A 26,351-nucleotide genomic window follows, 5' to 3' on the forward strand; every position below is an offset into this window, starting at 1 on the left:
AGGAGGAACTATTACATCATGAAGAAAAACTATGTTGTAATGGATGGCAACACTGCTGCCGCATATGCATCGTATGCCTTTACGGAAGTAGCTGCCATTTTCCCCATTACGCCGTCGTCAGTTATGGCTGAAAAGGTTGACGAATGGGCCGCAAAGGGAAAGAAAAATATCTTTGGCAATACGGTTGATGTTATTCAAATGCAGTCTGAAGCAGGCGCGGCCGGTACATGCCACGGCTCGCTGCAGGCCGGCGCTCTGACGACGACCTACACGGCTTCTCAGGGCTTGCTGCTCATGATTCCGCCGATGTTCAAAATCGGCGGCGAATTCCTGCCGGGCGTATTCCACATTGCCGCCCGTACGGTCAGCGCTCACGCTCTTTCTATTTTCGGCGATCACTCCGACGTCATGGCCTGCCGTTCCACCGGCTTCGGCATGATCATGTCTTCGTCGCCGCAGGAAGTCATGGATTTGGGCGCCGTATCGCACTTAGCGGCAATCGGCGGACGCTATGCCTTCATGCACGTGTTCGACGGCTTCCGTACATCTCACGAAATGCAGCGTATCGAAGCGCTGGACTACGACGAATTGAAAAAGCTCGTCGACTACGATCAGCTGAACGCCTTCCGCAAAAACGCCTTGAATCCTGAACATCCCTATGAACGCGGCACGACGGTCAATCCGGATATCTTCTTCCAGTGCAAAGAAGGGGCGAACGAAAAAATCGCTTCCATCCCCGGCGTCGTACAGCATTACATGGATGAAATCAATAAACTGACAGGCCGCGATTACAAGCTCTTTAACTACTACGGCGCTCCCGACGCAGAAGAAGTCGTCGTCGTCATGTGCTCTGCGGCAGAAACCGTACGGGACACTGTCGATTACCTCAACGCTCAGGGCAAGAAGGTCGGCATGGTACAGGTTCACTTGTATCGTCCCTTCTCCGTACAGCACTTCACCGAAGCCATTCCGGCTACGTGTAAGAAAGTCGCTGTACTGGATCGCACGAAGGAATCGGGCTCCATCGGCGAACCGCTGTACTTAGACGTACAGAGCGCCTTGATTCAGGCTGGCCGCGGCGATATCGTCGTTGTCGGCGGCCGCTACGGCTTGGCTTCCAAGGATACGACGCCGGCTCAGATCGCCGCCGTATACACTAACTTGGAACAGGCTCAGCCGAAAAACAACTTCACTATCGGTATCGTAGACGACGTAACGAATACGTCCCTGACAGACGAACCGATCAAATTGTCCTACGAAGGCCAGACGGCCGCTAAGATCTGGGGCCTCGGCGGCGACGGCACGGTCGGCGCAAACAAAAACGCCATTACCATTATCGGCTTGACGGCAGATAAATATGCCCAGGCATACTTCTCCTACGACTCCATGAAGACCGGCGGCCTGACACAGTCGCACCTCCGCTTCGGCGATCAGCCCATCCATGCGACATATCTCGTTGATTCGGCTGATTTCGTAGGCTGCCACGCTCCGACATACGTTCATAAATACGATACGACGGCTGAATTAAAAGACGGCGGCGTATACCTCCTGAACTGTCCCTGGACGGCGGAAGAGTTGGAAACGCAGCTGCCGGCCAAGATGAAACGCGATTTGTACAATAAACATGCTCAGTTCTACACGATCGATGCTACAAAATTAGCTGGTGAAATCGGCTTGGGCGAACGTGTCAACACGATTCTCCAGGCTGCGTTCTTCGAACTGACCAAGGTTATTCCTATCGACATGGCTGTGGAAGCGATGAAGCAAGGCAACTATGACAGCTACTTCAAAAAAGGCGGTCAGGAAATCGTCGACAAGAACAACAAAGCAGTTGACGCCGGTATCGAAGGCCTCGTAAAAGTAGAAGTTCCTGCTTCTTGGGCCAATGCTGTCGATACGCCGAAGGATCTGTCCCACTTGCCTGAATTCATTCAGGATATCGTGGAACCGATGAATCGTCAGCAGGGCGACTTTATTCCGGTATCGGTATTCAAGAAGCATGATTGCTTCGATGGCACATGGCCTCTCGGCACGACGGAATACAGCAAGCGCGGCGTAGCCATCAAGGTTCCCCACTGGAATGCTGAAGTCTGCGCGCAGTGCAACAGCTGCTCCATGGCCTGCCCCCACGCAGCTATCCGCCCGGTTCTCCTTACGGATGAAGAATTGGCCGGCGCTCCGGAAAGCTTCGTAACGGTTAAGGCGAAAGGCGCTAAGCTGTCCGATTACAACTTCCGCCTCCAGGTTTCGCCGTACGATTGCCTCGGCTGCGGCGTCTGCGTAAGCGTTTGCCCGCTGAAAGACAAGGGCGCTCTTACGATGGTTCCCATGGAAGAAGAAGCTGCCCAGCAGGATAACTTCAACCGCTTCGTCATGGACGAACAGTATCTCAAGAAGGAAGCTGTCAGCGACAAGACTGTCAAAGAACTGCAGTTTGCCAAACCGTACTTCCAATTCTCGCCGGCCTGCGCAGGCTGCGCCGAAACGACGTACATCAAGACGGTTACGCAGCTCTTCGGCAGCCGCATGTACGTTGCCAACGCGTCTGGCTGCTCCTCCGCATACGGCGGCTCCTTGCCGACGACGCCGTACTGCACGGACAACCGCGGCTTCGGCCCGTGCTGGGAACAGTCCTTGTTCGAAGACAACGCCGAATTTGCTTACGGCTTCTTCCACGCTCAGGACGTTATCCAGCAGGAACTGCGCATTCACCTGAATGCTTTGAAGGAACAGAACGTCGCCGTAGAAGCTATCGACGAATACCTGGCTCATTACAGCGAAGGCGACAAGTCCCGCGAAGTGACAGACGCCCTCATCGCCGCATTGGAACAGGTTCCGGCGAACGAAGACGTAGCCTTCGTCCTTCAGAATAAAGAATACCTGGCTAAGAAATCCGTATGGGCCTTCGGCGGCGACGGCTGGGCATATGATATCGGCTTCGGCGGTATCGACCACGTCATCGCTCAGAACCGCGACGTCAACATCCTGGTCATGGATACGGAAGTATACTCCAATACAGGTGGCCAGTCCTCCAAGGCTACTCCGACGGCAGCCGTAGCGAAATTCGCCGCCGGCGGCAAGCAGGTCAAGAAGAAAGACCTCGGTGCTATCGCCATGACCTACGGATACGTATACGTTGCCCAGGTTGCTATGGGCTACAACCAGGCGCAGACGCTCCGCGCTCTCCGCGAAGCCGAAGCATATCCGGGTCCGTCCATCGTCATCGCATACTGCCCGTGCCTCGAACACGGCATCAAGGCCGGTATGGGCGCTACGCAGCTTGAAATGAAGAAAGCCGTAGAATGCGGCTACTGGCACCTCTATCGCTACGATCCGCGTTTGGCGGCAGAAGGCAAGAATCCGTTCCAGCTTGATTCTCCGGAACCGGATTCCGACAAAATGGTCGAATACCTGCGCGGTGAAAACCGTTACAACCGCTTGCAGATTAACTTCCCGGAACGTGCAGAAGCATTGTATGAAAAGACGATCCGCGAAGCGAAGGAACGCTATGCCAAATACGCTAAAATGGCAGGCAAATAAGGGTAATTAAGTAAAAAGAAGCTCTGTCCACGCAATGATAAACGCTCCATCTTTCGCACCGGCAGAGCTTCTAATTACGTGATTATATAAACAAAATTCATTAAGGGAGAAAGGGGATAACAGAATAATGGAGTTCCAGCTTTCAGATGAACAAAAAATGATAACCAAAATGGTCCGCGATTTTGCCGAAAAGGAAATTGCGCCGACAGTCCACCAGCGTGACGAAGAAGAAGTATTTGACCGCAGCATCGTCGATAAACTCGGCGAATTGGGCTTAATGGGGATTTTCTTTCCGGAAGAATACGGCGGAGGCGGCGGAGACTACATGAGCTATATTCTCGCAAATGAAGAATTGGCTCGCGTAGATGATTCCATTGCCTGCAGCTACGCTGCGTCTGTGTCCCTTTGCGCATGGCCTATTTTTACATACGGCACGGAAGAACAAAAACAAAAATACTTGGTTCCCTTGGCAGAAGGCACGAAATTAGGCGCTTTCGGCTTGACAGAACCCAATGCCGGCACCGATTCGGCACAACAGCAGTCTCATGCTGAAAAAGTCGGTGACCACTACGTGCTGAACGGCAGCAAAATATTTATTACCAATGGCGGAGCCGCTGATATTTACGTCGTATTTGCCATGACCGATAAGTCTCAGGGTACAAAAGGCATTTCCGCTTTCATTTTGGAAAAAGGCATGCCGGGCTTTACTTTTGGCAAAAAGGAACATAAATTGGGTATTCATGGTTCTCAGACGATGGAATTAGTATTCCAGGACGTCGTTGTACCAAAAGAAAATCTTCTCGGCGAAGAAGGCAAGGGCTTTAAAATTGCCATGACATCTTTAGATGGCGGTCGTATCGGCGTAGCTGCTCAAGCTCTAGGTATTGCTCAGGCGGCACTGGAAGCGGCCGTTCAATACTCAAAAGAACGGACGCAGTTCGGCAAACCGATCAGTAAGTTCCAGGGCGTTTCTTTTATGCTGGCTGACATGGCGACCCGTCTCGACGCCGCTCGTCTGCTGACGTACCGCGCTGCATATTTGAAAGGCGCAGGCCTTCCCTATTCTAAAGAAGCCGCTATGGCTAAGATGTACGCTTCCGATGCGGCCATGGCTATCGCTACGGATGCCGTACAGATCTTCGGCGGCTACGGTTACACGCGCGAATACCCGGTAGAACGGCTGCTGCGCAACGCGAAGATTACGCAGATTTACGAAGGAACGAACCAGGTACAACGCATGGTCATTTCCGGCAGCTTGCTGCGGTGAGCCATTCCGCGCTTATGGTTGCCATTGTATGGTATGATAGAAAGGTGATGCATCATGAAGGAAGAATTAACGTATGATGAAATGCAGGTAGGCGACACGACTACCTTCGGCAAGACAATCAGTGAATCGGACGTATATGCCTTTGCTGGTATTACAGGTGATTTCAACCCCATGCACGTCAACGAACAAATCGCTAAAGAATCGATGTTTAAGGGCCGTATTGCCCACGGCATGATTTCTGCCGGCATCATTTCGACGACGATGACGAAAGCCATGCACGGCGGTACGCCGATTTATTGCTCCCAAGAATTGAAATTCAAAGCTCCCGTACGCATCGGCGACACGATTACCTGCACGGCGACTATCATCGAAAAGATTCCTGAAAAACACCGTCTTATTTTGAGTACTGTCGTAACAAATCAAGATGGCGTTGTTGTAACTGACGGAAAGGCTGTTATGTTAAAAAAATAACAATGTCTGAATTAATGGGTTGCTGATACTGTATCCGAAAGGGGAAAATCGAGTTCAAATATATAATTGGGCTCGTTTTTTCTTTTTTAGTGATAATTTTTAACACAATTAGATTTTAAAATTACTAAATATCGTAATTGTTTGGTATACTAATGATTTATTTGTATTAAAAATTAAAATGCGATATTAAAAAAATATATTGGAAGCCATGTATTGATATTAATGTGCTTCAAGTGATATACTAGTGGCATAAAGACGAATATACGAAATAATACGTATTTAAGAAAAAAGGAGGAGTCTGAAACGATGAGAAGTGAAAAAATTCTCGAAGGATTGCACAACCAATATTATCGTGCTACGTATAAATCAATGGGATTTTCTACAGATGATTTAAAACGTCCAATTATTGGTATAGCTAATGCATGGAGTGAATGTGTTCCAGGACATTTTAATTTGAGACAGGTGGCGCAACGAGTAAAAGATGGAATCTATCGAGCTGGAGGTACTCCTGTTGAATTTGGTGTTATTGGTGGTTGTGACGGTTTTGCGCAAGGTCATGATGGTATGCATTATATTTTGCCGTCTCGAGAACTGATAGCTAATTCTGTTGAATCGATGGCTCAGATTAATTTATTCGACGGACTCGTATTATTAGGTTCCTGCGATAAGATTGTTCCAGGCATGTTGATGGCAGCAGCTCGTTTAGATATTCCCTGCATTTTATTGCCTGGCGGACCAATGGAAGGTGGAATAGTGTTTGATGGCAGAAAATCTGACCAGACTTCAAGTACAGAAGCATATGGCATGTTGTCTGCTAATAGAATTACAGAGAAAGAATATAGAACATTAGAAAATTTATCCTGTCCAACATGTGGTTCTTGTTCGTATTTAGGAACCGCAAACACGATGTGTGCACTTTCCGAAGCGTTAGGTATGACCTTGCCTGATGGAGGTATTATTCCAGCTTATTCAGCTGCCAGATTATCTATTGCAGAAGCTACCGGCATAAAAATCATGGAACTTGTTGAAAAAGGAATTACTGCTCGGCAAGTTATTACAAATGAAAGTATTCGCAATGCGATTAAAATTTGTTTGGCCATGAGTGGAAGTACCAATGCAGTTATGCATTTAACTGCTATTGCTCGTGAAGCAGAGCTAGATATTGATGTTTTGTCGGAATTTGATGAATTATCTAGACATACGCCGCAGTTAGCTAAGATTAATCCTGCTTCAGAATATAACATGATTGATTTTTATCAAGCTGGTGGGGTCAGCAAACTGCTTGAAGAAATGAGTTCCATCATTTATACGAATGCGATGACAGTTACGGCTCATACCGTAGCGGAAAATACAGAGAGTCACGTATATCAGTATCCTAAAAATAATAATATTATTAAAACGATGGATGAACCTTTTGGGTATGAAGGTGGAGTGGCTGTTCTTCGCGGTAATTTGGCTCCGGATACAGGTATTACAAAACCAGGAGCGTTTGATAAGAGCCTGCAGCATTTTGAAGGAGAAGCAATATGTTTTGATTCTGAAGAAGCGGCTGAAGAAGCAATTTTAGCTGGTAAGGTTCGAGATGGTCATGTTGTAGTTATCCGTTATGAAGGGCCTAAAGGCGGCCCAGGCATGCGCGAAATGTTCAAGGCCATGAAGTATTTATATGGTAGAGGTTTGGCTAAAACAACTGCTTTGATTACAGATGGACGTTTTAGCGGTACAAATAATGGATGTTTTGTAGGACATATTTCTCCAGAAGCTGCTGAAGGCGGTCCTATTGCTATTGTAAAAAATGGTGATCGTATTGAAATTGATGTTGAAAACCGCTCATTGAATCTTCTTGTAAATGATGAAGAAATAACGAAACGGTTGGCTGAGTGGAAAAGGCCGGAACCTAAGTTCAAAAAAGGTTGGTTAGGTTTATATTGCAAAATTGCTGGTTCTGGTGCACAAGGTGCAGTTGTTCAATACGATAAGCTAAAAAATTTATAAATGTTGATGGAGGCATAGTCCAATGGAAGAAATGAAACAGAGGGTATTTACAAAAGTAACCTGGCGTTTAATTCCCTTTTTAGTACTTTGTTATTTGCTTAACTATATTGACCGCGTTAACTTAGGGTTTGCTGCTTTGGAGATGAATAGAGATCTTGGATTGACTGCCACTACTTTTGGTTATGGCGCTGGTATATTATTTATTGGGTATTTAATTTTTGGCGTTCCTAGTAATTTAGGGTTAAATAAATATGGGGCAAGAATCTGGTTGGGGTTGTTGTTAGCTGTATGGGGCTGTATTTCTGCTAGCATGGCATTTATTACAACTACAACACAATTTTTAGTGGTGCGTTTTCTACTTGGAGCGGTAGAAGCTGGCTTTTTTCCAGGCGTTATTTTTTATTTGACACAATGGTTTCCAGCAGAATATAGAGGATCAATTACGTCTCGTTTCATGTTTGCTCAACCATTAGCTTTGATGATTGGTTCGACAGTATCTGGTTGGCTGCTTACGTTAGACGGAATGATGGGGGTAGCAGGGTGGCAATGGATGTTCATTTTAGAAGGTGCCCCAACGGTTATTGTTGGTTTGATTGCATTGTCGTATTTAACTGATAATCCTTCAAAGGCTAACTGGCTAACTGCCGAAGAAAGAAATTTTTTGATTGACGAATTGGAAAAAGAAAAGCAACAAGTTGTAGCAAAAGAAAAGGTTTCTACTTTCCAAGCTATGCTGAATCCTAAGGTTTGGATTTTGGCCATTATTTATGTATCTCAGGTTATTGGTGTATTTGGTGTAAATATGTGGCTTCCACAGATTGTTAAGTCTTTTGGTGGAGATCTGGCTACTACAACGATTGGCTTGATTAGTGCTGTTCCTTTTGTGGTTGCAGCTGTTGGTATGCTGGCAATTGGCTGGAGTTCTGACAAGCATATGGAACGTAAGTGGCATATGATTGGAGCCATGATATTAGCTGGTGGTTGTTTGGTTATTTGCGGTGCTCTGAATAGTGGATTAGGTGTTTCTATTGCTCTCATCTCTATCAGTGCTATTGGCTTCTATGGTTGCATGCCTATTTTTTGGACAATTCCGCCAATGTTTCTTGTAGGTGGTGCTGCGGCTACTGGTATTGCTTTTATCAATGCTATTGGTAATTTGGGCGGATTTATTGCGCCTATTGCGATTGGTTGGATAAAAGATTATACAGGCAGTTTTGTCGGTGGATTCTACTTTATGGGGATCACTGTTTTAGTAGGTTGTGTTTTGTCTTTGATACTGTTTGCAGCATTTAAAAAGCAGGAATCGTAAAAAATATATTCTATCCAAGACGTTTTTCAGATGTCTTGGATAGAATACTAATTGTTGTATGTGTATATGGATATAAAATAGGAGGCGAAATAAGACATGATTAACGGTATGATTATTGATCCAAAGGACAATGTTGCTGTAGCAATTGAACAGATCAAGAAAGGCGATCTCATTACATATTTGAATTTTGAAAAGGAAGCTGTCGAGTTAACTGCAGCTGAAGACATTCAAATTTACCACAAATTTGCTATTCGGGATATTGCTGATGATGAACCGATTGTAAAATATGGAGAACATATTGGACATGCTGCCGGATTGGTAAAAAAAGGTGAACATGTTCACGTCCATAATGTTAAAAATGTTCGAGAAGATCTGGGTTAAAAGGAGGAGATGACATGAACTTTTTAGGATATAAAAGACCGGATGGCCGCGTTGGCGTACGCAATTACGTGTTAGTATTACCGGCAAGTGTTTGTGCAACTGATACAGCCCGTATTGTTTCTCAGCAGGTTCAGGGTACAGTCACTTTTCATAATCAAAATGGCTGTTCCCAAGTTCCGTCTGACCAACAGCTTACAATGGATATAATGGCAGGTTTCGCTGCTAATCCTAATATTTATGGTACTGTTGTTATATCGTTAGGTTGTGAAAACTGTCAGATGGATTTGGTTGTCAAAGCCATTCAAGAACGGACAAATAAGCCTATTAAGCAGGTTATCATTCAAGAATCTGGCGGAACGATCAAGGCTGTAGAAAAGGCTGTACGATATGCCAGAGAGATGGTAATTGAAGCCAGCATGGTTCAGCGGGAAGAATTTGATATTTCCCATTTAATTGTAGGTACGAACTGCGGTGGCTCTGACCCTACGTCGGGATTGGCTTCCAATCCGGTAGTTGGTGATCTGAGCGACCGTTTGGTTGATTTAGGTTCTACTTCTATTTTGAGTGAAACAACAGAATTTATTGGGGCTGAACACATTTTGGCTCGACGTGCTAAGAATGAAGAGGTTCGTAATCGTATTTTCGAAATTGTTCATCGCTATGAAAAAGCGCTTCAGCTCGTTGGTGAAGAAGTTCGGGAAGGCAATCCGTCTCCAGGTAACAAAGCCGGCGGCTTGACTACATTGGAAGAAAAATCTTTAGGATGTATTCATAAAGGTGGTCACCGAGAAATCAATGCCGTATATGATTATGCTAAACAAATTGATGAAAAAGGCCTGGTTATCATGGATACGCCGGGAAATGACTTTTCGTCTGTAGCGGGGATGGTTGCAGGCGGCTGCCAAGTTGTTGTCTTTACAACGGGACGAGGAAATGTCATGGGCAATCCTATTTGTCCTGTTATCAAACTTACTGGCAATAAGCTCACGTATGAGAAGATGGAAGATAACATGGATTTCAATGCTAGTCCTGTAATTTACGGACAAAAAACAATTGAAGAATTGGGTAAAGAATTGCTTGATTTGACGATTGAGGTAGCTAACGGCAAGCAGACGAAATCAGAAGCACTAGGTTTTATGGAAATAGCAATTGCTCGTGTATGTAATTATGTTTAAAAACTGAAAGTTGAGGAGCGTAACTTGTATGAAAAAAGCCGAATATTTTTCGCCAGTTGTAACTATTTTTGATCAAGATGGAAATGTTGATGCCAGTGGTAATAAACTCGTGTATGAACATTTAATTAAAGGCGGCGTAGATGGGATTGTTGTTATGGGCAGTTCGGGTGAATTTTTCGCTATGTCTATGGAGCAACGAAAGCAGCTGATTGATGTGGCAGTTTCTTGTATCAATCACAGAGTAAAGTTTTTAGTAGGAACAGGCTGCATGACTCCGAAGGAAACCGTTGAATTATCTAACTATGCTCTTCAAGCTGGTGCCGATGCTGTTATGATTATTGGGCCCTATTACTTTACCTTGGGAGCACAAAACATTGAATGGTATTATGACCAGATTCTTCCTCAGATTCAGGGCAATGTTTTCCTCTATAACTATCCCGGCGGTTCTGGATATGATTTGACTCCGGAAATTACATTGCGTCTTTTGCGCAAGCATAAGAACCTTGTAGGGTATAAGGATACGGTTGACAACTTTGGACATACAAGAGCATTGATTAATGCGACAAAAGGCGAGTTCCCTGACTTTATCGTAATGTCTGGATTTGATGAAAGCTTGATGCATACAATGCTGAGCGGAGGAAATGGATGCATTGGCGGGTTGTCAAATATTGCTCCCGAAGTATGTTCGGCTTGGGTAAAAGCTATTAATGATGGAAATGTAGCAGACATAGAAAAATACCAAAAAATTATTAATTCATTGATGAATTTCTATACGATTAACGAGCCATTCCTTCCTGCAGTAAAGACGGCAATGTCTCTGCGAGGATTGAATATTTCTACGCATTGTCTTGAATTTAATCCGATTACGGCGGAGCAAGTTCAGCAAGTAGAGAAAATTTTACAAGATAATGGCTTAAAATAATTATTTTGAAAGGAGAGAGCAAAATGGATGCTAACATTATTGCAAATTTGTGCCAGGATATTGCGATTCCCAAAATGGTAAAGGTAAAACAGCATTTTGATCCTTCGTATATTGCGCCTGAAGACATTCCGCAAGTTATTTGGAAGGAATTAGATCGGGATATCATAGCATCTCAGATCAAATCGGGAATGTCGATTGCCATTACCTGCGGCAGCCGCGGTGTTGCGAACATTGATATCATCATTAAAGCTGTTGTTGACTATGTAAAACAAAAAGGCGGAAGCCCCTTTGTATTTCCTGCTATGGGCAGTCATGGCGGTGCAACTCCGGAAGGTCAGCTTGAAATCGTTAATGGGTATGGTATTACGGAAGAAGCCATGGGATGTCCTATCAAAGCATCGATGGAAACGAAGCAGATTGGCGTTACTGATGATGGACGGCCTGTATTTATCGATAAATATGCTTCGGAAGCCGACGGCATTATTATGGTTGGCCGCATTAAAGCTCATACGCAGTTTGTAGGTCCGTATGAAAGCGGCCTCATGAAAATGGCTGTTATCGGCATGGGTAAGCAGCATGGTGCAGAAGGCGTTCATGAACAGGGCTTCCCTAAAATGGCTGAAAATCTGCAGCGATACGGTAAAGTTATTTTAAAGAATGCGCCTATTATTTGTGGCATCGGCACCATTGAAAACGCATTTGATCAGACCTATAAATTAACAGCACTTACACCTGATGAAATTATTGAACAAGAGCCGAGTCTTCTTTTGGAAGCCAAGAAAATAATGGGACATATTCTTATTGACAATGCTGATGTTCTCATTGTTGATGAAATTGGCAAAAATATCAGCGGTGATGGCATGGACCCGAATGTTTCCGGTACTTTGCCTCGTGAAACGGGTGTTCCTCGCGGTGCTGATGGCTCTGAACCGCGTATTGGTAATTTCAAAGCAAAACGTGTTGTAGTTCTTGATTTAACGGAAGAAACTCATGGTAATGCGAATGGTTTAGGTTTAGCAGATGTCACGACACAGCGGTGTGTAGATAAGATCATAAATGAAATGGCTTATCCTAATGCTATTACCTCTACTCTTCTTGAAATGGTTAAAATTCCGTTCTGGACTCCCAATGACAGATTGGCTGTACAAGCTGCTGTTAAAACCTGTGCAGGTGCTGATAAACTTCAACCTCGCATTATTCGTATTAAGAATACAATGGAAATTGAGGAAATTGAAGTTTCTGAAGTCTTGATTCCGGAAGTAGAAGCTAATCCTAATATGGAAATCATAGGGGAAGTAGCTCCTATGCAGTTTGATGAAAATGGCAATTTATTCTAAACGCTTGAATGGAGTGAAATAAGATGGCTGAAGCAATTGCTAAAAATATTCCGGGAAAACGATGGACTCGGATTATTCCGCCCTGTATTTTAGTTTACATTTTTGGTTTTATGGATAGAACAAATATTGGTTTTGCTATGGCTGGAGGCATGAGTGAAGAACTGCAGATGACTGCAACGCTCTCTGGTTTGGCAGCTGGTATTTTCTTCGTTGGGTATATGGTTCTTCAGGTTCCTGGCGGTGCATTGGCTGAAAAAGGACATGCTAAGAAGTTTATTGCCGGTGCTATTTTGGCATGGAGTATCATGTGTGTGCTGTTAGGTTTTGTTGATACGGCGGCGCATATGCTGATTCTCCGATTCCTTATCGGCGTTGCTGAAGGCGGTGTTTGGCCGGCAGTTCTCGTTATCCTCAGCCACTGGTTCCCTGCATCGGAACGCGGCAGAGCGAATTCGTACTTCATTATGAACATTGCTATCGCTTCTATCATCACAGGTCCTGTTTCTGGTTGGCTTGTAACGAGCTATGGCTGGCGTTCCGTATTCATCGTCGAAGGTCTCGTATCCTTGCTTTTGATCTTCGTATGGTGGCCGATGATTAGTGAAGATCCTAAAACGGCTAAATGGCTCTCAGAAGAAGAACGTAATTATATCGTCAGTGCACGTGAAGCTGAACAAGCTGCTATTAGCGGTGAAACCGGGAAGGTTTCTTTAGGACAGATTTTTGGCAGTCTTAACATGTGGAAATTGATTTTGATTTACTTTGCATACCAGACGGGGATTTATGGTTTTGCTATGTGGCTGCCTACCATTATTCGCGATCTTACATCTTCCAGCATGACAATGATCGGTTTCCTTTCGACCATTCCGTATTTTGCTTGCATGGCTGGTTTGTACATTTTCGGACATCTTTCTGACAGAAGCGGTAACCGTAAGAAATACGTTGCTCTTCCTCTGTTAGGTTTTGCTCTCTGCTTCTTGGCATCGGTATTGTTCCAAGCACAGCCTTGGGTATCCTTTGCTTTCCTTTGTGGTTGCGGGCTTTTCTTACAGTGCGCTTCCGGTATTTTCTGGACGATTCCTACGTTGCTTTTCCCGGCTAATGTTGCCGGTGGCTCCATGGGCATTATCAACGCATTGGGGAATTTGGGCGGCTTCGTCGGACCCTTTATCGTAGGTTATCTTACGACGCAGTTTATGTCCATTTTTGCTGGTGTTTATTTCTTGGCAGCCTGCTTATTTGCTGGCTTCCTGCTCACGCTGACATTGCCTAAGAAGACAGAAGGAAAATAATAAATATATAAAACGATACCATATGTCGTTTATGTGAAAAAGAGAGGATGTCTCGTTAATAAACGGCGGCATCCTCTCTTTTTATACTCTTTGATGTGGTATTTTTAATCGGTATTAGGAAGGAGAAATATATGTCTATTAAAAATTTGTATACAAATGAACCGCAAGGTATCTATGATGCCGTAACGCATGCAGACGGACCGAAGGGGACATTGCCCTTGACGCCGGATATGTTGAAAACATTACCTAGCGGAAACATTTTTGGCATGACTATGAATGCTGGTGAGGGTTGGAATACCGATACCTTAGCCAATGGCGATGTAATGATTATAAGCACAAAAGGCGGACTCCGTAATCCGGATGGCAGTCCGATTGCTGTTGGGCTTCATCAAGGTCATTATGAATTGGATATTCAGGTTGCAGAAGCGGCAGATGAAATTAAAAATATGGGATTAGTTCCTTACGCAGCCTTTGTTTCTGATCCTTGCGATGGCCGAACTCAAGGGACGATTGGCATGTTTGATTCTTTACCGTACCGCAATGATGCTGCTATTGTTATGAAAAGACTGATTCGTTCTCTTCCGACTCGTAAAGCTGTTATTGGCATTGCCTCCTGTGATAAGGGGTTACCGGCAACGATGATGGCTTTGGCCAGCATGCATGATATTGCTACAGTTTTAGTTCCGGGTGGTTCTACTCTGATGCCGAATAAAGGGGAAGACCTTGGTACAGTACAGACAATCAGCGTGCGCTTTGCTAATGGGGAATTATCTTATGAAGATGCTATTCGCCTTGGCTGCAGTTCTTGTGCAAGTTCTGGCGGCGGCTGTCAGTTCTTTGGTACAGCTGGAACCTCACAGGTAATTGGAGAATCTTTAGGCTTGGCGTTAACTCATTCTGCCTTGGCTCCGTCCGGATCTGTAATTTGGAAAGATATTGCCAGAAAATCGGCTATTGCAGCTGTTGAAATGGAAAAGAATGGTATTACGACTAAAGATGTCTTGACTGATCACGCTATTGCAAATGCTATGATTCTTCATGCAGCCTTTGGCGGTTCGACGAATTTATTGCTTCATTTGCCAGCTATTGCATATGCTGCTGGCTGCAGAAGACCAACTGTTGAAGATTGGGCACGTATTAATAAGGAAGTTCCTCGCTTGGTCAGTGTATTACCAATTGGACCGGTCAATTATCCGACAGCGGCAGCATTCTTGGCTGGCGGTGTTCCGGAAGTTATGCTGCATTTGCGCAAATTAGGCTTGCTGCATGAAGATGTAATGACAGTTACCGGCAGTACTCTTGGTGAAAATCTTGATTGGTGGGAAAATTCGGAACGGCGTCAAGCATGCCGCAAACGTTTGCAGGAAGTGGATAATCTTGATCCTAATGAAGTTATTTTCTCTCCTGAAAAAGCTAAAGAAAAGGGTATTGGTTCGACAGTTACGTTCCCTGTTGGCAATATTGCTCCGGAAGGCGCAGTTGTCAAATCTACAGCCATTGACCCGAGTGTAATTGACGATGACCATGTATTCAGACATACTGCTAAAGTTAAGGTATTTACTTCTGAAAAAGCTGCTATTACTGCTTTGAAAGAACCGGGCCGAATTGTTGCTGGCGATATCATGGTTGTCATGGGCGGCGGTCCGTTGGGAACAGGGATGGAAGAAACATATCAGCTGACGTCTGCTTTGAAGAATTTACCTTTTGGTAAACATGTGTCTTTGATTACAGATGCTCGGTTCTCCGGTGTTTCTACTGGCGCTTGCTTTGGACATGTTGGACCTGAAGCGTTGGCAGGGGGCCCCATTGGTAAATTGAGAGACGGCGATATTGTAGAAATTATTGTCGACACGGTTAAACTTGAAGGCAGTTTGAACTTTATCGGCACAGAAGATCAGCCTATGACCTATGAGGAAGGTGCTGCTGAATTAGCTAAACGTGAAACGAATCCGGATGTCCGTCCAGATGAAGATTTGCCGGATGATACGCGGTTATGGGCTGCGTTGCAGGATGTAAGCGGAGGCGCCTGGAAAGGCACTGTTTACGATGTAGATCAAATTATAAAAGTATTGAATGCAGGCAAAAAAGTATTAGGCTTATAAGTCCTAAATGAATTTGTTTGCAGAAAGTGTGTTATTTCAATAGTATAATTTGTTAACCCTCATAATCCATAAAATATATGATGAACTAACAAGGCATGCCTAACGGGTCTGAGACTCGCAGGGCATGCCTTGTTGGCGTGATGTAATATATCGTTTGCTTTATTGAACGGGTTATTTCAATACGAAGGTTTCAATGGCTTCGCCGACGGCTCCGTCGTTGTTCGTCGCGTCGGTGACGACGCTGCAGTATTGGCGGATTAGAGGATTTAAATTATGGACGCCTACGCTGAGGCCGGCGGCCTGGAGCATTTCAATGTCGTTGATATTGTCGCCGATAGCCATCGTTTCTTCAGGCTGTACGCCGAGCATGGCGGCTAATTTGAGGAGGGCGACGCCTTTCGTGACGCCCTTGTGCATGAATTCGATGTAGCGGTTGCTGGAAAAGCTGACCGTGATGTCGTCGAGAAGGGGCTTCATTTCGGCGTGAATTTCCTGCAGACGGCTGTAGTCGGTGTTCATGATGATGAGCTTGCAGACTTCTTCCTTGCCGCGCAGGAAGTCGAGGGTCTTTTCCGCCGTCGGCACGTAAGCCATGCGGCCGCGGAGAAAATCCTCTTCGTCAGGCGTGACGTCGCTGATGTATACGGTATCACGTGTGTAAATGTGCATGCAGAGGCCATAGGACGCGCTTTTGCGGTAAATCCTATCGGCCAGGTCGAAGGGAATCGGGTCCCAGAACAGGGAGCGGTGCCCTTTGTTTTCCGTGATGCTGGCTCCGTTGAAGCCAATGACGTATTGGCCGGCTTTGTCGAACAGGTTCAGCGTTTTCAGAACGCCTTCGACAGAGCGGAATCCCCGTCCCGTGCAGGGCACGAATTTGACGCCCTGGGCTTTTGCGTTGGCGATGGCTTCGATATTGCGGCGGCAGATGGAGGCGTCGCTGCTGAGCAGGGTTTCATCCATGTCGCAGGCGATGATTTTATAGGTTGGCATGTAGGTACTCTCCTTTTTTCTATGCAGTATACACATAGTCTAGCATGGAATGATTCCTTCTGCAAATGATCAGGCCTTTAATTCGCTGACCAGCGTCGAGCCTAAGACGAGAACTGCGCCGATGATGCTGGTCATGCCGAGGGGCTCGCCGAGGACGACGGCCGACAGCAGGATGGCGAAAATCGGGTCCAGGTAGCTGAACAGGGCGATGGTCTGGGCTTTTAAGGACTGCATGGAGCCGAAGTAAAAGACGTAGGCAAAGCCTGTATGGACGACGCCGACGACGAGGAACATGGCCAGGCTGAAGGGAGAGGCGTCCAGAGCAGTGACGTTTTCTGTTAAGAGGACATAGGGCATCAGCAGCAGGGCTCCCAGACCAAGCTGGACGATGGTTTTATCGTAGGCGGCCATAGGCTTGATTTTTTTATTGAAGATGACGATGCAGGCGTAGCAGCAGGCGGCGCACAGGCCGAAGAACACGCCGGTCATGTTGGCGCTGCCGCCTTCCTGGCCGATGCCCGATACGAGGACCATGCCGGCCAGGGCCGTCAGGACGCAGAGAAATTTGCGGGCCGTCAGCTTTTCTTTCAGGAAAATCGGCGAGACCAGGATGACGATGATCGGGGCCATGTAATAACATAGCGTCGCCGTTGCGATGGACGTGTAGCGGTAGGCTTCGAAGAGGAAGGTCCAGTTGCCGCACAGGGCCGCGCCGGACAGGCAGAGGAGAAGCAGGTTTTGCCGGATATCCGGCCAGGATATGGGGATGCCCTTGCCTTTGATGAACAGAAATAAAAAGGCCGTGCCGATGATGCCGCGGCCGACGGCGATGACGCTGGACGGCAGGGGGATGTAGCGGACGAAAATGCCGATGGTACCGAAGATGAGCATAGCTAAAATCATCATGGATTTTGCTTTGTTTTCGAGCGTATCCGGTTGGTTCATGAAAATCTCCTTTACAGCATAGAGTTATTTGTGAAGACGCGCCTTGTTTTTTGCGGCGCTTTCCATTACTATTATAATATAGAATTACTAATATTGGGAGTGAACGATTATGATTACAGAATCAGATATGATGAAGTTGCAGAACGGCAGCGACGTCCGCGGCGTCGCCGTAGAAGGCGTTCCCGGCGAGCCCGTGACGCTGTTTCCCGAAGCGGCGAACCGCATTGCCGCCGGCTTTGCCTCCTTTTTAGCGGAAAAGACGGGCAAACCTGTCGACAGCCTGCGCGTTGCCGTCGGCCATGATTCGCGTATTTCTGCCGGCACGATGAAGCAGGCCGTGCTGGAAGGCCTCTGCGCCTGCGGCGTAGCCGGGTTTGACTGCGGCTTGGCTTCGACGCCGGCTATGTTCATGTCGATTATCTTCGAATCGACTCATATGGACGGAGCCATCATGATTACGGCCAGCCATTTGCCGTACAACCGCAACGGCTTGAAATTCTTTACGAAAGACGGCGGTCTGGAAAAGGCTGATATTAAAGACGTCCTGACCCGGGCGGCGTCGCTGGAAGAAACACACGGCGATGTGTCCGGCGTGCAGACGCTGCCGATTATCGATATATATGCCGAGCACCTGTGCTCCAAAATCCGCAGCGGCGTAGGCGCAGGCCCGGACAGCAAGCCCTTGGAAGGCATGCGCATCGTCGTCGACGCCGGCAACGGCGCAGGCGGCTTCTTTGCCTCGAAGGTCCTCGACGTCCTCGGCGCCGATACGACGGGCAGCCAGTTCCTCGAACCGGACGGCATGTTCCCCAATCATATTCCGAATCCGGAAAATAAAGAGGCCATGGCGGCGATCAGCAAAGCTGTTCTCGACAACCATGCCGATTTGGGCCTCATCTTCGATACGGACGTAGACCGCATGAGCGCCGTCCTGCCCGATGGTGAAGCCATCAACCGCAACGCCCTCATCGCCATGATGGCGGCCATCTTGGCTCCCGATTATCCGGGCAGCACCATCGTCACGGACTCGGTCACGTCGGATGAGCTGACGGCCTTCCTGCAGGATGAGCTTCATCTCATCCATCACCGCTACATGCGGGGCTATAAAAACGTCATCAACGAATGCATCCGCCTCAACCAGAGCGGCGTCGTATCGCCCTTAGCGATTGAAACGTCGGGCCACGGCGCGCTGAGCGAAAACTACTACCTCGACGACGGCGCCTATTTGGCGGTCAAGCTGCTCATTGCGGCGGCCCAGGCCAATAAAGCGGGGAAAGCTGTCGGCGATTTGGTTGCAAACTTGAAGCATCCGGCTGAAAGCAAGGAATACCGCCTCAAAATTCAGGGCACAGACGACGTAAAGGCTTACGGCGAAAGGGTACTGCAAGCCTTTGAAGAGCGGGCCGTCGCTGCCGGCGTCGTCGTCGCCAAGCCGTCGTACGAAGGCGTGCGCCTCGTATTCCCTGAAGGCTGGGCGCTCCTGCGCATGTCCCTCCACGACCCGAACATGCCGCTGAACGTCGAAAGCAAGGAAGAAGGCGGCTGCCAGGATATCATTGGCCACGTTAAATCATTCCTGGATGGGTTCGACTGCCTGGACATGACCGTATTCGACGCCTAAAGAAGCTGTTCACATGATATAAGAAAACCGTAAGGAAAGGGCGAAACGCCTCTCCTTACGGTTTTTTACATGAAAGAAGTATCAGGCCTTAGGGCTTGGCCTTTGGTTTCGGGCCGGCGTCGCTGACTTCTTCCGGGACGTCTGGGTATTTTTCCGTGAAGTTTTCCTGGAACATGGCGGCAACCTTGTCGGCCATGATGTCGTAGGATTTTTTATTGGCCCACGTATCGCGCGGGTTGAGGATCTGATTGGGGACGCCCGGGCAGGACTGGGGCACGTCGACGTTGAAGCGGCTGTCGTGCTTGTAGGGGACCGAATCGAGGCGGCCGTTCAGGGCTGCCGTAATCATGGCGCGGGTGTACTTGAGGTCCATGCGGCTGCCGATGCCGTAGGGGCCGCCGGTCCAGCCGGTGTTGACCAGGAAGACCTTCGTATGATACGTTTCGATTCGTTCGCCCAGCATGCCGGCGTAGATTTCCGGAGCCAGGGGCATGAAGGGTTCGCCGAACAAGGTGGAGAAGGTCGGCACCGGCTCGGTAATGCCTTGTTCCGTGCCGGCTACTTTCGACGTAAAGCCGGTGATGAAGTGGTACATAGCCGCTTCCTTGCTGAGGCGGGAGATAGGCGGCAGGACGCCGAAGCTGTCGGCCGTCAGGAAGATGATGACTTTCGGGATGCCGCCGATGCCGGGAATGGCCGCGTTGGGAATGTATTCGATAGGATAGCCGACGCGGGTGTTTTCCGTGTATTTGCTGTCGAAATAGTTCGGCCGTCGCGTCGCCGGGTCGAGGACGACGTTTTCAACGAGGCTGCCCGAACGGATGGCGTTGTAAATGTCCGGTTCCTTTTCGGGGTTCAGGTTGATGCACTTGGCATAGCAGCCACCTTCAAAGTTGAAGATGCCCCGCGGCGACCAGCCGTGTTCGTCGTCGCCGATGAGCTTGCGGTTCGGGTCTGCCGACAAGGTCGTTTTCCCCGTGCCGGACAAACCGAAGAAGATGGCCGTTTCCTTCGTGACCGGATCCATGTTGGCCGAGCAGTGCATGGGCAGGACGCCTTCGTCAGGCAGAAAGTAGTTCATAACGGAGAAGACGCTCTTTTTGATTTCACCGGCGTACTGCGTGCCGGCGATGAGGACGACCCGCGTTTCGTAGTCGATGATGATAGCCGCTTCAGAACGGACGCCGTCCGTCTTCGGGTCGCAGCGGTAGCCCGGCGTGACGATGACTGTAAAGTCCGGGTCGCCGAACTGGCTCAATTCGTCGGCCGTCGGGCGGATGAGCAGGTTGCGGATAAACAGGTTTTCGCTGGCTAATTCATTGATGATGCGGAATTTTTTGCGGCATATTAAATCGGCGCCGGCAAAGCCATCGAAGAGGAAGATATCACGGTTCTGCAGATACGCCGTCATCTTAGCCTTCAAGGCGTCAAACTTTTCCCGCGAAATCGGGCGGTTGACGTTGTTCCAGGCGATGTATTCATGAATAGCCGGCGTGTCGACGATGAATTTGTCCTTCGGCGAACGGCCCGTGTATTTCCCAGTCTGGACGACTAAGGCTCCCGTGTCGCTCAGCATGCCTTCGCCGCGAATCAGGGCCTGCTCGGTCAGCCAGGCCGGAGACATGTTGCGGTACACGTTGGCCGGGTAAAAAATTCCGATTCGTTCTAATCCATACGTATGTATCATGATATAATACCCCCCTGCTGTATAGTGGATACGCTGACGCGTATATATGATAAAAAATCATGCATATATTGTATATCACTTATTATAGACCTGATGACGGCAGGATTCAACGTATATGTATAATACATTATATAATAAATAACCTACCCTAAATGACAAAGGGAAATATTTTGGCGGATAGAAGGCTGGAATTGCCGCAGATTTGCAAGTTTTCTATTGACTATTTGACTTTTTATTGTATTATATAAAAGGGAGTTGGCACTCTGATGCTAAGAGTGCTAACACATTCTGAATAAAGGAGATTGTTGAACATGGCGAAAGAAACCTTTGAATTCCAAGCGGAAACGAAACAACTGCTGGACTTGATGGTTCATTCCATTTATACGAATCACGAAATATTTTTACGGGAACTGATTTCCAACGCATCCGACGCGATCGATAAGCTGCATTACGAATCGCTGACGAATAACGACCTTCTCGAAGGCGATACGGCCTTTGAAATCCATTTGACGCCGGATGAAGACAAGCATACCCTGACGATTTCCGATAACGGCATCGGCATGAATAAAGACGAGCTCATGCAGAACTTGGGCACCATTGCTAAATCGGGCACGAAGGCCTTTTTGGAAAAGCTGAAGGAAGCCCAGGAAGGCGGCAGCGTCGACAAAGACCTGATTGGCCAGTTCGGCGTCGGCTTTTATTCGGCCTTCATGGTCGCCGATACGGTGACGGTCGTCACGCGCAAAGCCGGCGAAACAGAAGCCTATAAATGGGAATCGGCAGGCGACGGCCAGTATACGCTGGAAACCTGCGAAAAGCCGAAGCACGGCACGACGATTATCCTGACCTTGGGCAAGGAATTTTACGGCGGCGAAACGGAAGAAAACTACACGGACAAATACCTCCTGGAAAGCCTGGTCAAGAAATATTCCGACTACATCCGCTATCCCATTACGATGGACTTCACGACGAAGGAAAAGCCGAAGGACGCCGACGGCAAGGTTATTGAAGACGCACCGGAAGAAGAACATACGGAAACGCGGACCCTCAACTCCATGCAGCCCTTGTGGACCCGCAATAAATCGGACATTAAGCCCGAAGAATACCGTGAATTTTTCCAGCATCAGTTCTACGAATGGGACGAACCGATGGAAATTTTCCACAGCCGCGTCGAAGGCAATGTCGAATACACGTCGCTGCTGTTCATTCCGGGCAGTGCGCCTTTCAATCTGTACTATGCCGATTATGAACCGGGCGTGCAGCTCTATTCGCGCCATGTATTTATCATGGATAAATGCAAAGATTTGCTGCCCGATTACCTGCGCTTTGTCAAAGGCCTTGTCGATTCTCCTGATTTGTCTCTCAACATTTCCCGCGAACTGCTCCAGCAGAGCCGTGAATTAAAGCTCATCGGCCGTAATCTGGAAAAGAACATCCTGAAGACCCTGGCCCGTAAGCTTGATAAAGACCGGGAAGCCTATGAAAAATTCTGGGCTGAATATGGGAAATCCTTAAAAATTGGCATCTACAGCGGTATGATGACTGGTGAAAACAACGTCGATAAATTAAAAGACCTGCTCCTGTTCATGTCGTCTAAAGACGGTAAGCTCTGCTCGCTGAAAGAATATGTCAGCCGCATGAAGGATGGCCAAGAAAAGATTTATTACGCTACAGGGAAAGACAAAGCCGCTATCGATGCCTTGCCGCAGATGGAAATGCTCCGCGACAGGGATATTGAAGTCTTGTGCATGACCGATCCCGTTGATGAATTTGCCGTAGAAGCTATTCGTGAATACGAAGGCAAGAAATTCCACTCCATCAGCCGCGGCGATCTGGATTTGGAAGACGAAGCATTCAAAGAAGAAAAGAAGAAGAACGAAGACCTAGCTAAGAGCAACGAAGGCCTTCTGAAGGATATGAAAGAACTCCTTGACGGCAAGGTCGTCGACGTCCGCCTGTCCAACCGCCTGAAGAGCGGCGCCGTCTGCCTCGTCGCCGACGCGGCCGGCCCGTCCCTGGCGATGGAACAAGCCTTTGCCGCCGCCGACAACCCGATGCTCAAGGCGCGCCGCATTTTGGAAATCAACCCGCAGCATCAGCTCTTTACAAAGCTGCAGGGCATTCACGAAGCCGGCAAGGATACGCCTGAATTCAAAGACTACTGCAAGATGCTCTACGATCAGGCCTTGCTCCTTGAAGGCATCATGCCTGACGACCCGGCAGCCTTCGCCAATAAGGTAGCTGAAATGATGGCAAAATAATAGCATAGCGTTACGACGAGAGTCCTTGTCAGGACTCTCGTTTTTGTATGTGCAGGAAAGGATCGTCGTGAATATACGGCGTATAGTTTTTATACGGAGGATGATATAATAAGGATAGATATTGGAATGAGGTGAAGGGCATGGAGTTTGGAATTCGTCCGGGCGTACTGGATGAGATACGGCAGTTGGCAGAAACATATCATATAGAAAAAGTCATTTTATTTGGTTCCAGAGCGCGGGGCGATTACAAACGGACGAGTGACATAGATCTGGCCGTCAGCGGCGGCGATGTCGTCCAATTTGCCTTGGCCGTAGACGAAGAAACGTCGACGCTGCTCATGTACGACATCGTCGATTTAGACGGACCAGTGCAGGACGAATTGCGGCAATCTATCGAAAGAGAGGGCATTGTCATTTATGAAAAAGTACGATAATTTTTGTGCGGCCTTGAAAAATCTTAAGGAGCTATTTTCCTATGAAGAACCGTATAATACCGTTGTTTTGACGGGATTAGTCGGGCTGTATGAAATTTGCTTTGAACAAGCATGGAAGATGATGAAAGAACTGCTGGAAGACAGCGGCTATGCCGAAAGCGCGACAGGCTCGCCCAGGCAGATTTTAAAGACGGCCTATAAAGCGAATATGATACGCAATGAAACGATGTGGCTTCAGGCGTTGCAGGCCCGAAATAACGTGAGTCATTCGTATAACGAGCTTATTGCCTTATCCATCGTGAGACAGACGAAGGCGTCGTACTATGATATGTTCTGCCGGCTAAAAGACGAAGTGGAGACGAATTGGTTGTAGAATCATCTGTACATACGTTTGCAGCCGTGCTATACTAAGGTAATCAATAATAATTATTTTTTACTATGCCGTGGCAGGAGAGGGTTATGGATATACAGTCGTATTTGAATAAGGATTATGATACGTCGCGGCCGTTTCGCGTCGTCGCGCCGTACGAGCCCATGGGCGACCAGCCTGAGGCGATTGCGTCGCTGGCAGAAGGGATACGGTCTGGGCAATGGGCCCAGGTGCTGCTGGGCGCGACGGGGACAGGCAAGACCTTTACGATGGCCAAGGTCATCGAGGCCGTGCAGAAGCCGACGCTGGTCATCGCGCATAACAAGACGCTGGCGGCCCAGCTGTGCAGCGAATTCAAGGCCTTTTTCCCAGACAACGAAGTGGCCTATTTCGTTAGCTATTACGATTACTATCAGCCAGAGGCGTACATTGCGTCTACAGATACATATATCGAAAAGGACGCGTCGATTAACGATGAAATCGACAAGCTGCGCCATTCGGCGACGATGAGCCTGTTTGAACGGCGCGACGTCATCATCGTGGCCTCCGTGTCCTGTATCTACGGCTTAGGCGACCCGGAGGATTACAGCGATCTTGTCGTGTCGCTGCGGCTGGGGCAGGAAAAGACGCAGGAAGAGATTCTTCACAAGCTCGTCGATATCCAGTACTCCCGCAACGATATGAATCTCGAACGGGGTACCTTCCGCGTTCACGGCGATACGATAGAAGTATTTCCGGCGGCCTTCGACAACTCCGTCATCCGCATTGAAATGTTCGGCGACGAAATCGACAGGCTGACGGAGGTCGACGTGCTGACCGGCGAGGTCGTGGCCGAGCGCAAGCACGTGGCGATTTATCCGGCCAGCCATTATGTCACGACAAAGGAAAAAATGGATAAGGCCCTGAAGACGATCGAGGCGGAGCTGGAAGAGCGCCTGGCCGTTCTGAAGGAAGGGGGCCATTTGCTGGAAGCGCAGCGGCTAGAGCAGCGGACGCGGTATGATATGGAAATGATGATGGAAATGGGCTACTGCTCGGGCATCGAAAACTATTCCCGTCATCTGGCGGGGCGGAAGGCCGGTGAAGCGCCGTACACGCTCCTCGATTATTTTCCCGACGATTTCCTCATCATGATCGACGAATCGCACGTCACCTTGCCCCAGCTGCGGGCTATGTACGCCGGCGACCGGTCGCGGAAGGAAAACCTCATCGAATACGGGTTCCGCCTGCCGTCGGCGCTGGACAACAGGCCGCTGAAATTTGAAGAGTTCGTCGAAAGGATTAACCAGATTATCTACGTCAGCGCGACGCCGGGACCCTATGAGATGGAGGTCCAGACCAATCTGGCCCAGCAGATTATCCGCCCGACAGGGCTCCTGGACCCGAAGGTCGAAGTGCGTCCTATTGCCGGACAGATGGATGATTTGTTAGGCGAAATACGGAAGCGGACGGAAAAGAACGAACGCGTGCTGGTGACGACGCTGACCAAGAAGATGGCCGAGGATTTGACCGATTATTTAAAGGAAATGGGCGTCCTCGTCCGCTATCTCCATTCGGATATTGCAACGATCGAGCGGGCCGAAATCATCCGCGACCTGCGGGCCGGCGTATTCGACGTCCTCGTCGGCATCAATCTGCTGCGCGAAGGGCTGGACATGCCGGAAGTGTCTCTCGTAGCGATTCTCGACGCCGACAAGGAAGGCTTCCTTCGTTCCGATACGTCCCTCATCCAGACGATGGGGCGGGCGGCGCGAAACGTCGACGGCACGGTCATCATGTACGCCGACAAGATTACCGATTCCATGGCCCGGGCTATGGACGAAACGAAGCGGCGCCGCGAAGTGCAGGACGCTTACAATCAAACGCATCATATTACGCCGAAGTCCGTCAAGAAAGACGTCGTAAACCTCATCGAGCTGACGAAGGTCGCCGAAGACCAGGCCCAATATAAGGGAAAGGGAGAAAAGCTGACGAAGGAGGCTTTGCATAAGGTCATCAACACCGTGACCCAGCAGATGAAGACGGCGGCGAAAAATCTGGAATTTGAAAAGGCGGCGGAATTGCGCGACCGCCTGGGGCAGCTGCGGCAGCAGCTGGCTGATATGAGCCATGACGACACGCTGCCCAAGGAGCTGCAGGGCGAGGACATGCCCTCGTCCCGGTATGTGCGCAAGGTGCGCCGGCCCGACGCGCGGCGGAAAAAGCCGGACTTGCCGGGCAAAGCTAAGGCAAAAAGGAGTAAAACGTAA

19 protein-coding genes are annotated in these 26,351 nt (G+C 48.3%); 16 read left to right on the plus strand and 3 right to left on the minus strand.

All coding sequences use genetic code 11. The annotated features are described in order from the left end of the window. Positions 1-18: 18 nt before the first annotated feature. From nifJ to OCV58_RS00535, 11 genes are all read left to right on the plus strand, one after another. The gene (nifJ, locus tag OCV58_RS00485) at positions 19-3,540 is read left to right on the plus strand and encodes a pyruvate:ferredoxin (flavodoxin) oxidoreductase (protein ID WP_095629412.1); all 3,522 of its coding nucleotides are present in this window, start codon (positions 19-21) and stop codon (positions 3,538-3,540) included. Between the two features lie 127 nt (positions 3,541-3,667). After that, positions 3,668-4,807, plus strand: coding sequence for an acyl-CoA dehydrogenase (locus OCV58_RS00490; RefSeq protein WP_095629411.1), 1,140 nt, complete (start codon positions 3,668-3,670; stop codon positions 4,805-4,807). A 54-nt stretch (positions 4,808-4,861) separates the two neighbouring features. Further along, positions 4,862-5,278, plus strand: coding sequence for a MaoC family dehydratase (locus tag OCV58_RS00495; RefSeq protein ID WP_095629410.1), 417 nt, complete (start codon positions 4,862-4,864; stop codon positions 5,276-5,278). 306 nt (positions 5,279-5,584) lie between these two features. Further along, the gene (gene ilvD / locus OCV58_RS00500) at positions 5,585-7,273 is read left to right on the plus strand and encodes a dihydroxy-acid dehydratase (protein WP_095629420.1); all 1,689 of its coding nucleotides are present in this window, start codon (positions 5,585-5,587) and stop codon (positions 7,271-7,273) included. A gap of 22 nt (positions 7,274-7,295) precedes the next feature. Then, positions 7,296-8,582 (plus strand): MFS transporter, encoded by a 1,287-nt coding sequence (locus OCV58_RS00505; RefSeq protein WP_095629409.1) that lies wholly within the window; start codon positions 7,296-7,298, stop codon positions 8,580-8,582. A 96-nt stretch (positions 8,583-8,678) separates the two neighbouring features. Then, entirely contained in the window at positions 8,679-8,963 is a 285-nt protein-coding gene (locus tag OCV58_RS00510; protein WP_107196459.1) for a UxaA family hydrolase, read from the plus strand. Between the two features lie 14 nt (positions 8,964-8,977). Continuing rightward, a complete protein-coding gene (locus tag OCV58_RS00515) occupies positions 8,978-10,138 on the plus strand; it encodes a UxaA family hydrolase (protein WP_095629407.1) in 1,161 nt (386 codons plus the stop codon). Between the two features lie 28 nt (positions 10,139-10,166). Next, positions 10,167-11,060 carry a dihydrodipicolinate synthase family protein gene (locus OCV58_RS00520; protein WP_107196799.1) on the plus strand — a complete coding sequence of 298 codons (894 nt, stop codon included), beginning with the start codon at positions 10,167-10,169 and terminating at the stop codon, positions 11,058-11,060. A gap of 23 nt (positions 11,061-11,083) precedes the next feature. Next, positions 11,084-12,397 (plus strand): nickel pincer cofactor-dependent isomerase, group 22, encoded by a 1,314-nt coding sequence (locus OCV58_RS00525; protein ID WP_107196798.1) that lies wholly within the window; start codon positions 11,084-11,086, stop codon positions 12,395-12,397. 23 nt (positions 12,398-12,420) lie between these two features. Beyond that, a complete protein-coding gene (locus OCV58_RS00530) occupies positions 12,421-13,689 on the plus strand; it encodes an MFS transporter (protein ID WP_095629404.1) in 1,269 nt (422 codons plus the stop codon). 131 nt (positions 13,690-13,820) lie between these two features. After that, positions 13,821-15,791: a YjhG/YagF family D-xylonate dehydratase gene (locus tag OCV58_RS00535; RefSeq protein WP_154876581.1), complete on the plus strand. Its 1,971-nt coding sequence runs from the start codon at positions 13,821-13,823 to the stop codon at positions 15,789-15,791. A gap of 171 nt (positions 15,792-15,962) precedes the next feature. Here OCV58_RS00535 and OCV58_RS00540 read toward each other — a convergent pair whose 3' ends face one another. Together OCV58_RS00540 and OCV58_RS00545 are read right to left on the minus strand one after the other, a co-directional pair. Beyond that, positions 15,963-16,784 (minus strand): Cof-type HAD-IIB family hydrolase, encoded by an 822-nt coding sequence (locus OCV58_RS00540; RefSeq protein WP_154876582.1) that lies wholly within the window; start codon positions 16,782-16,784, stop codon positions 15,963-15,965. Between the two features lie 69 nt (positions 16,785-16,853). Then, complete coding sequence (locus tag OCV58_RS00545) at positions 16,854-17,729, minus strand: DMT family transporter (RefSeq protein ID WP_198643465.1); 876 nt, start codon at positions 17,727-17,729, stop codon at positions 16,854-16,856. Positions 17,730-17,838: 109 nt separating this feature from the next. Between OCV58_RS00545 and OCV58_RS00550 the strand changes: the two genes are divergently transcribed. After that, on the plus strand, positions 17,839-19,350 hold the full coding sequence (locus OCV58_RS00550; RefSeq protein WP_154876583.1) for a phosphohexomutase domain-containing protein: 1,512 nt from the start codon (positions 17,839-17,841) through the stop codon (positions 19,348-19,350). Positions 19,351-19,438: 88 nt separating this feature from the next. Here the strand turns inward: OCV58_RS00550 and pckA are convergent, their stop codons facing one another. Continuing rightward, positions 19,439-21,037 carry a phosphoenolpyruvate carboxykinase (ATP) gene (pckA, locus tag OCV58_RS00555; protein ID WP_095629400.1) on the minus strand — a complete coding sequence of 533 codons (1,599 nt, stop codon included), beginning with the start codon at positions 21,035-21,037 and terminating at the stop codon, positions 19,439-19,441. A 311-nt stretch (positions 21,038-21,348) separates the two neighbouring features. Between pckA and htpG the strand changes: the two genes are divergently transcribed. The 4 genes from htpG (at position 21,349) to uvrB (ending at position 26,351) form a co-directional block, all read left to right on the plus strand. Then, positions 21,349-23,298, plus strand: coding sequence for a molecular chaperone HtpG (gene htpG / locus OCV58_RS00560; RefSeq protein WP_154876584.1), 1,950 nt, complete (start codon positions 21,349-21,351; stop codon positions 23,296-23,298). A 140-nt stretch (positions 23,299-23,438) separates the two neighbouring features. Beyond that, positions 23,439-23,732: a nucleotidyltransferase family protein gene (locus tag OCV58_RS00565; RefSeq protein ID WP_154876585.1), complete on the plus strand. Its 294-nt coding sequence runs from the start codon at positions 23,439-23,441 to the stop codon at positions 23,730-23,732. Next, on the plus strand, positions 23,716-24,105 hold the full coding sequence (locus OCV58_RS00570) for an HI0074 family nucleotidyltransferase substrate-binding subunit (protein WP_087478109.1): 390 nt from the start codon (positions 23,716-23,718) through the stop codon (positions 24,103-24,105). The genes OCV58_RS00565 and OCV58_RS00570 overlap by 17 nt, the downstream gene beginning before the upstream one ends. A gap of 86 nt (positions 24,106-24,191) precedes the next feature. Continuing rightward, positions 24,192-26,351, plus strand: a complete 2,160-nt coding sequence (uvrB, locus tag OCV58_RS00575; protein ID WP_154876586.1) for an excinuclease ABC subunit UvrB — start codon at positions 24,192-24,194, stop codon at positions 26,349-26,351.

The organism is Megasphaera stantonii (assembly GCF_025567065.1).
Taxonomy (GTDB): Bacteria; Bacillota; Negativicutes; order Veillonellales; family Megasphaeraceae; genus Megasphaera; species Megasphaera stantonii.

Excerpts from the sequence above, each read along its gene's own strand:
- nifJ (WP_095629412.1), top strand. The coding sequence starts at position 19 with ATGAAGAAAAACTATGTTGTAATGGATGGCAACACTGCTGCCGCATAT.
- OCV58_RS00490 (WP_095629411.1), top strand. The coding sequence starts at position 3,668 with ATGGAGTTCCAGCTTTCAGATGAACAAAAAATGATAACCAAAATGGTC.
- OCV58_RS00495 (WP_095629410.1), top strand. The coding sequence starts at position 4,862 with ATGAAGGAAGAATTAACGTATGATGAAATGCAGGTAGGCGACACGACT.
- ilvD (WP_095629420.1), top strand. The coding sequence starts at position 5,585 with ATGAGAAGTGAAAAAATTCTCGAAGGATTGCACAACCAATATTATCGT.
- OCV58_RS00505 (WP_095629409.1), top strand. The coding sequence starts at position 7,296 with ATGGAAGAAATGAAACAGAGGGTATTTACAAAAGTAACCTGGCGTTTA.
- OCV58_RS00510 (WP_107196459.1), top strand. The coding sequence starts at position 8,679 with ATGATTAACGGTATGATTATTGATCCAAAGGACAATGTTGCTGTAGCA.
- OCV58_RS00515 (WP_095629407.1), top strand. The coding sequence starts at position 8,978 with ATGAACTTTTTAGGATATAAAAGACCGGATGGCCGCGTTGGCGTACGC.
- OCV58_RS00520 (WP_107196799.1), top strand. The coding sequence starts at position 10,167 with ATGAAAAAAGCCGAATATTTTTCGCCAGTTGTAACTATTTTTGATCAA.
- OCV58_RS00525 (WP_107196798.1), top strand. The coding sequence starts at position 11,084 with ATGGATGCTAACATTATTGCAAATTTGTGCCAGGATATTGCGATTCCC.
- OCV58_RS00530 (WP_095629404.1), top strand. The coding sequence starts at position 12,421 with ATGGCTGAAGCAATTGCTAAAAATATTCCGGGAAAACGATGGACTCGG.
- OCV58_RS00535 (WP_154876581.1), top strand. The coding sequence starts at position 13,821 with ATGTCTATTAAAAATTTGTATACAAATGAACCGCAAGGTATCTATGAT.
- OCV58_RS00540 (WP_154876582.1), bottom strand. The coding sequence starts at position 16,784 with ATGCCAACCTATAAAATCATCGCCTGCGACATGGATGAAACCCTGCTC.
- OCV58_RS00545 (WP_198643465.1), bottom strand. The coding sequence starts at position 17,729 with ATGAACCAACCGGATACGCTCGAAAACAAAGCAAAATCCATGATGATT.
- OCV58_RS00550 (WP_154876583.1), top strand. The coding sequence starts at position 17,839 with ATGATTACAGAATCAGATATGATGAAGTTGCAGAACGGCAGCGACGTC.
- pckA (WP_095629400.1), bottom strand. The coding sequence starts at position 21,037 with ATGATACATACGTATGGATTAGAACGAATCGGAATTTTTTACCCGGCC.
- htpG (WP_154876584.1), top strand. The coding sequence starts at position 21,349 with ATGGCGAAAGAAACCTTTGAATTCCAAGCGGAAACGAAACAACTGCTG.
- OCV58_RS00565 (WP_154876585.1), top strand. The coding sequence starts at position 23,439 with ATGGAGTTTGGAATTCGTCCGGGCGTACTGGATGAGATACGGCAGTTG.
- OCV58_RS00570 (WP_087478109.1), top strand. The coding sequence starts at position 23,716 with ATGAAAAAGTACGATAATTTTTGTGCGGCCTTGAAAAATCTTAAGGAG.
- uvrB (WP_154876586.1), top strand. The coding sequence starts at position 24,192 with ATGGATATACAGTCGTATTTGAATAAGGATTATGATACGTCGCGGCCG.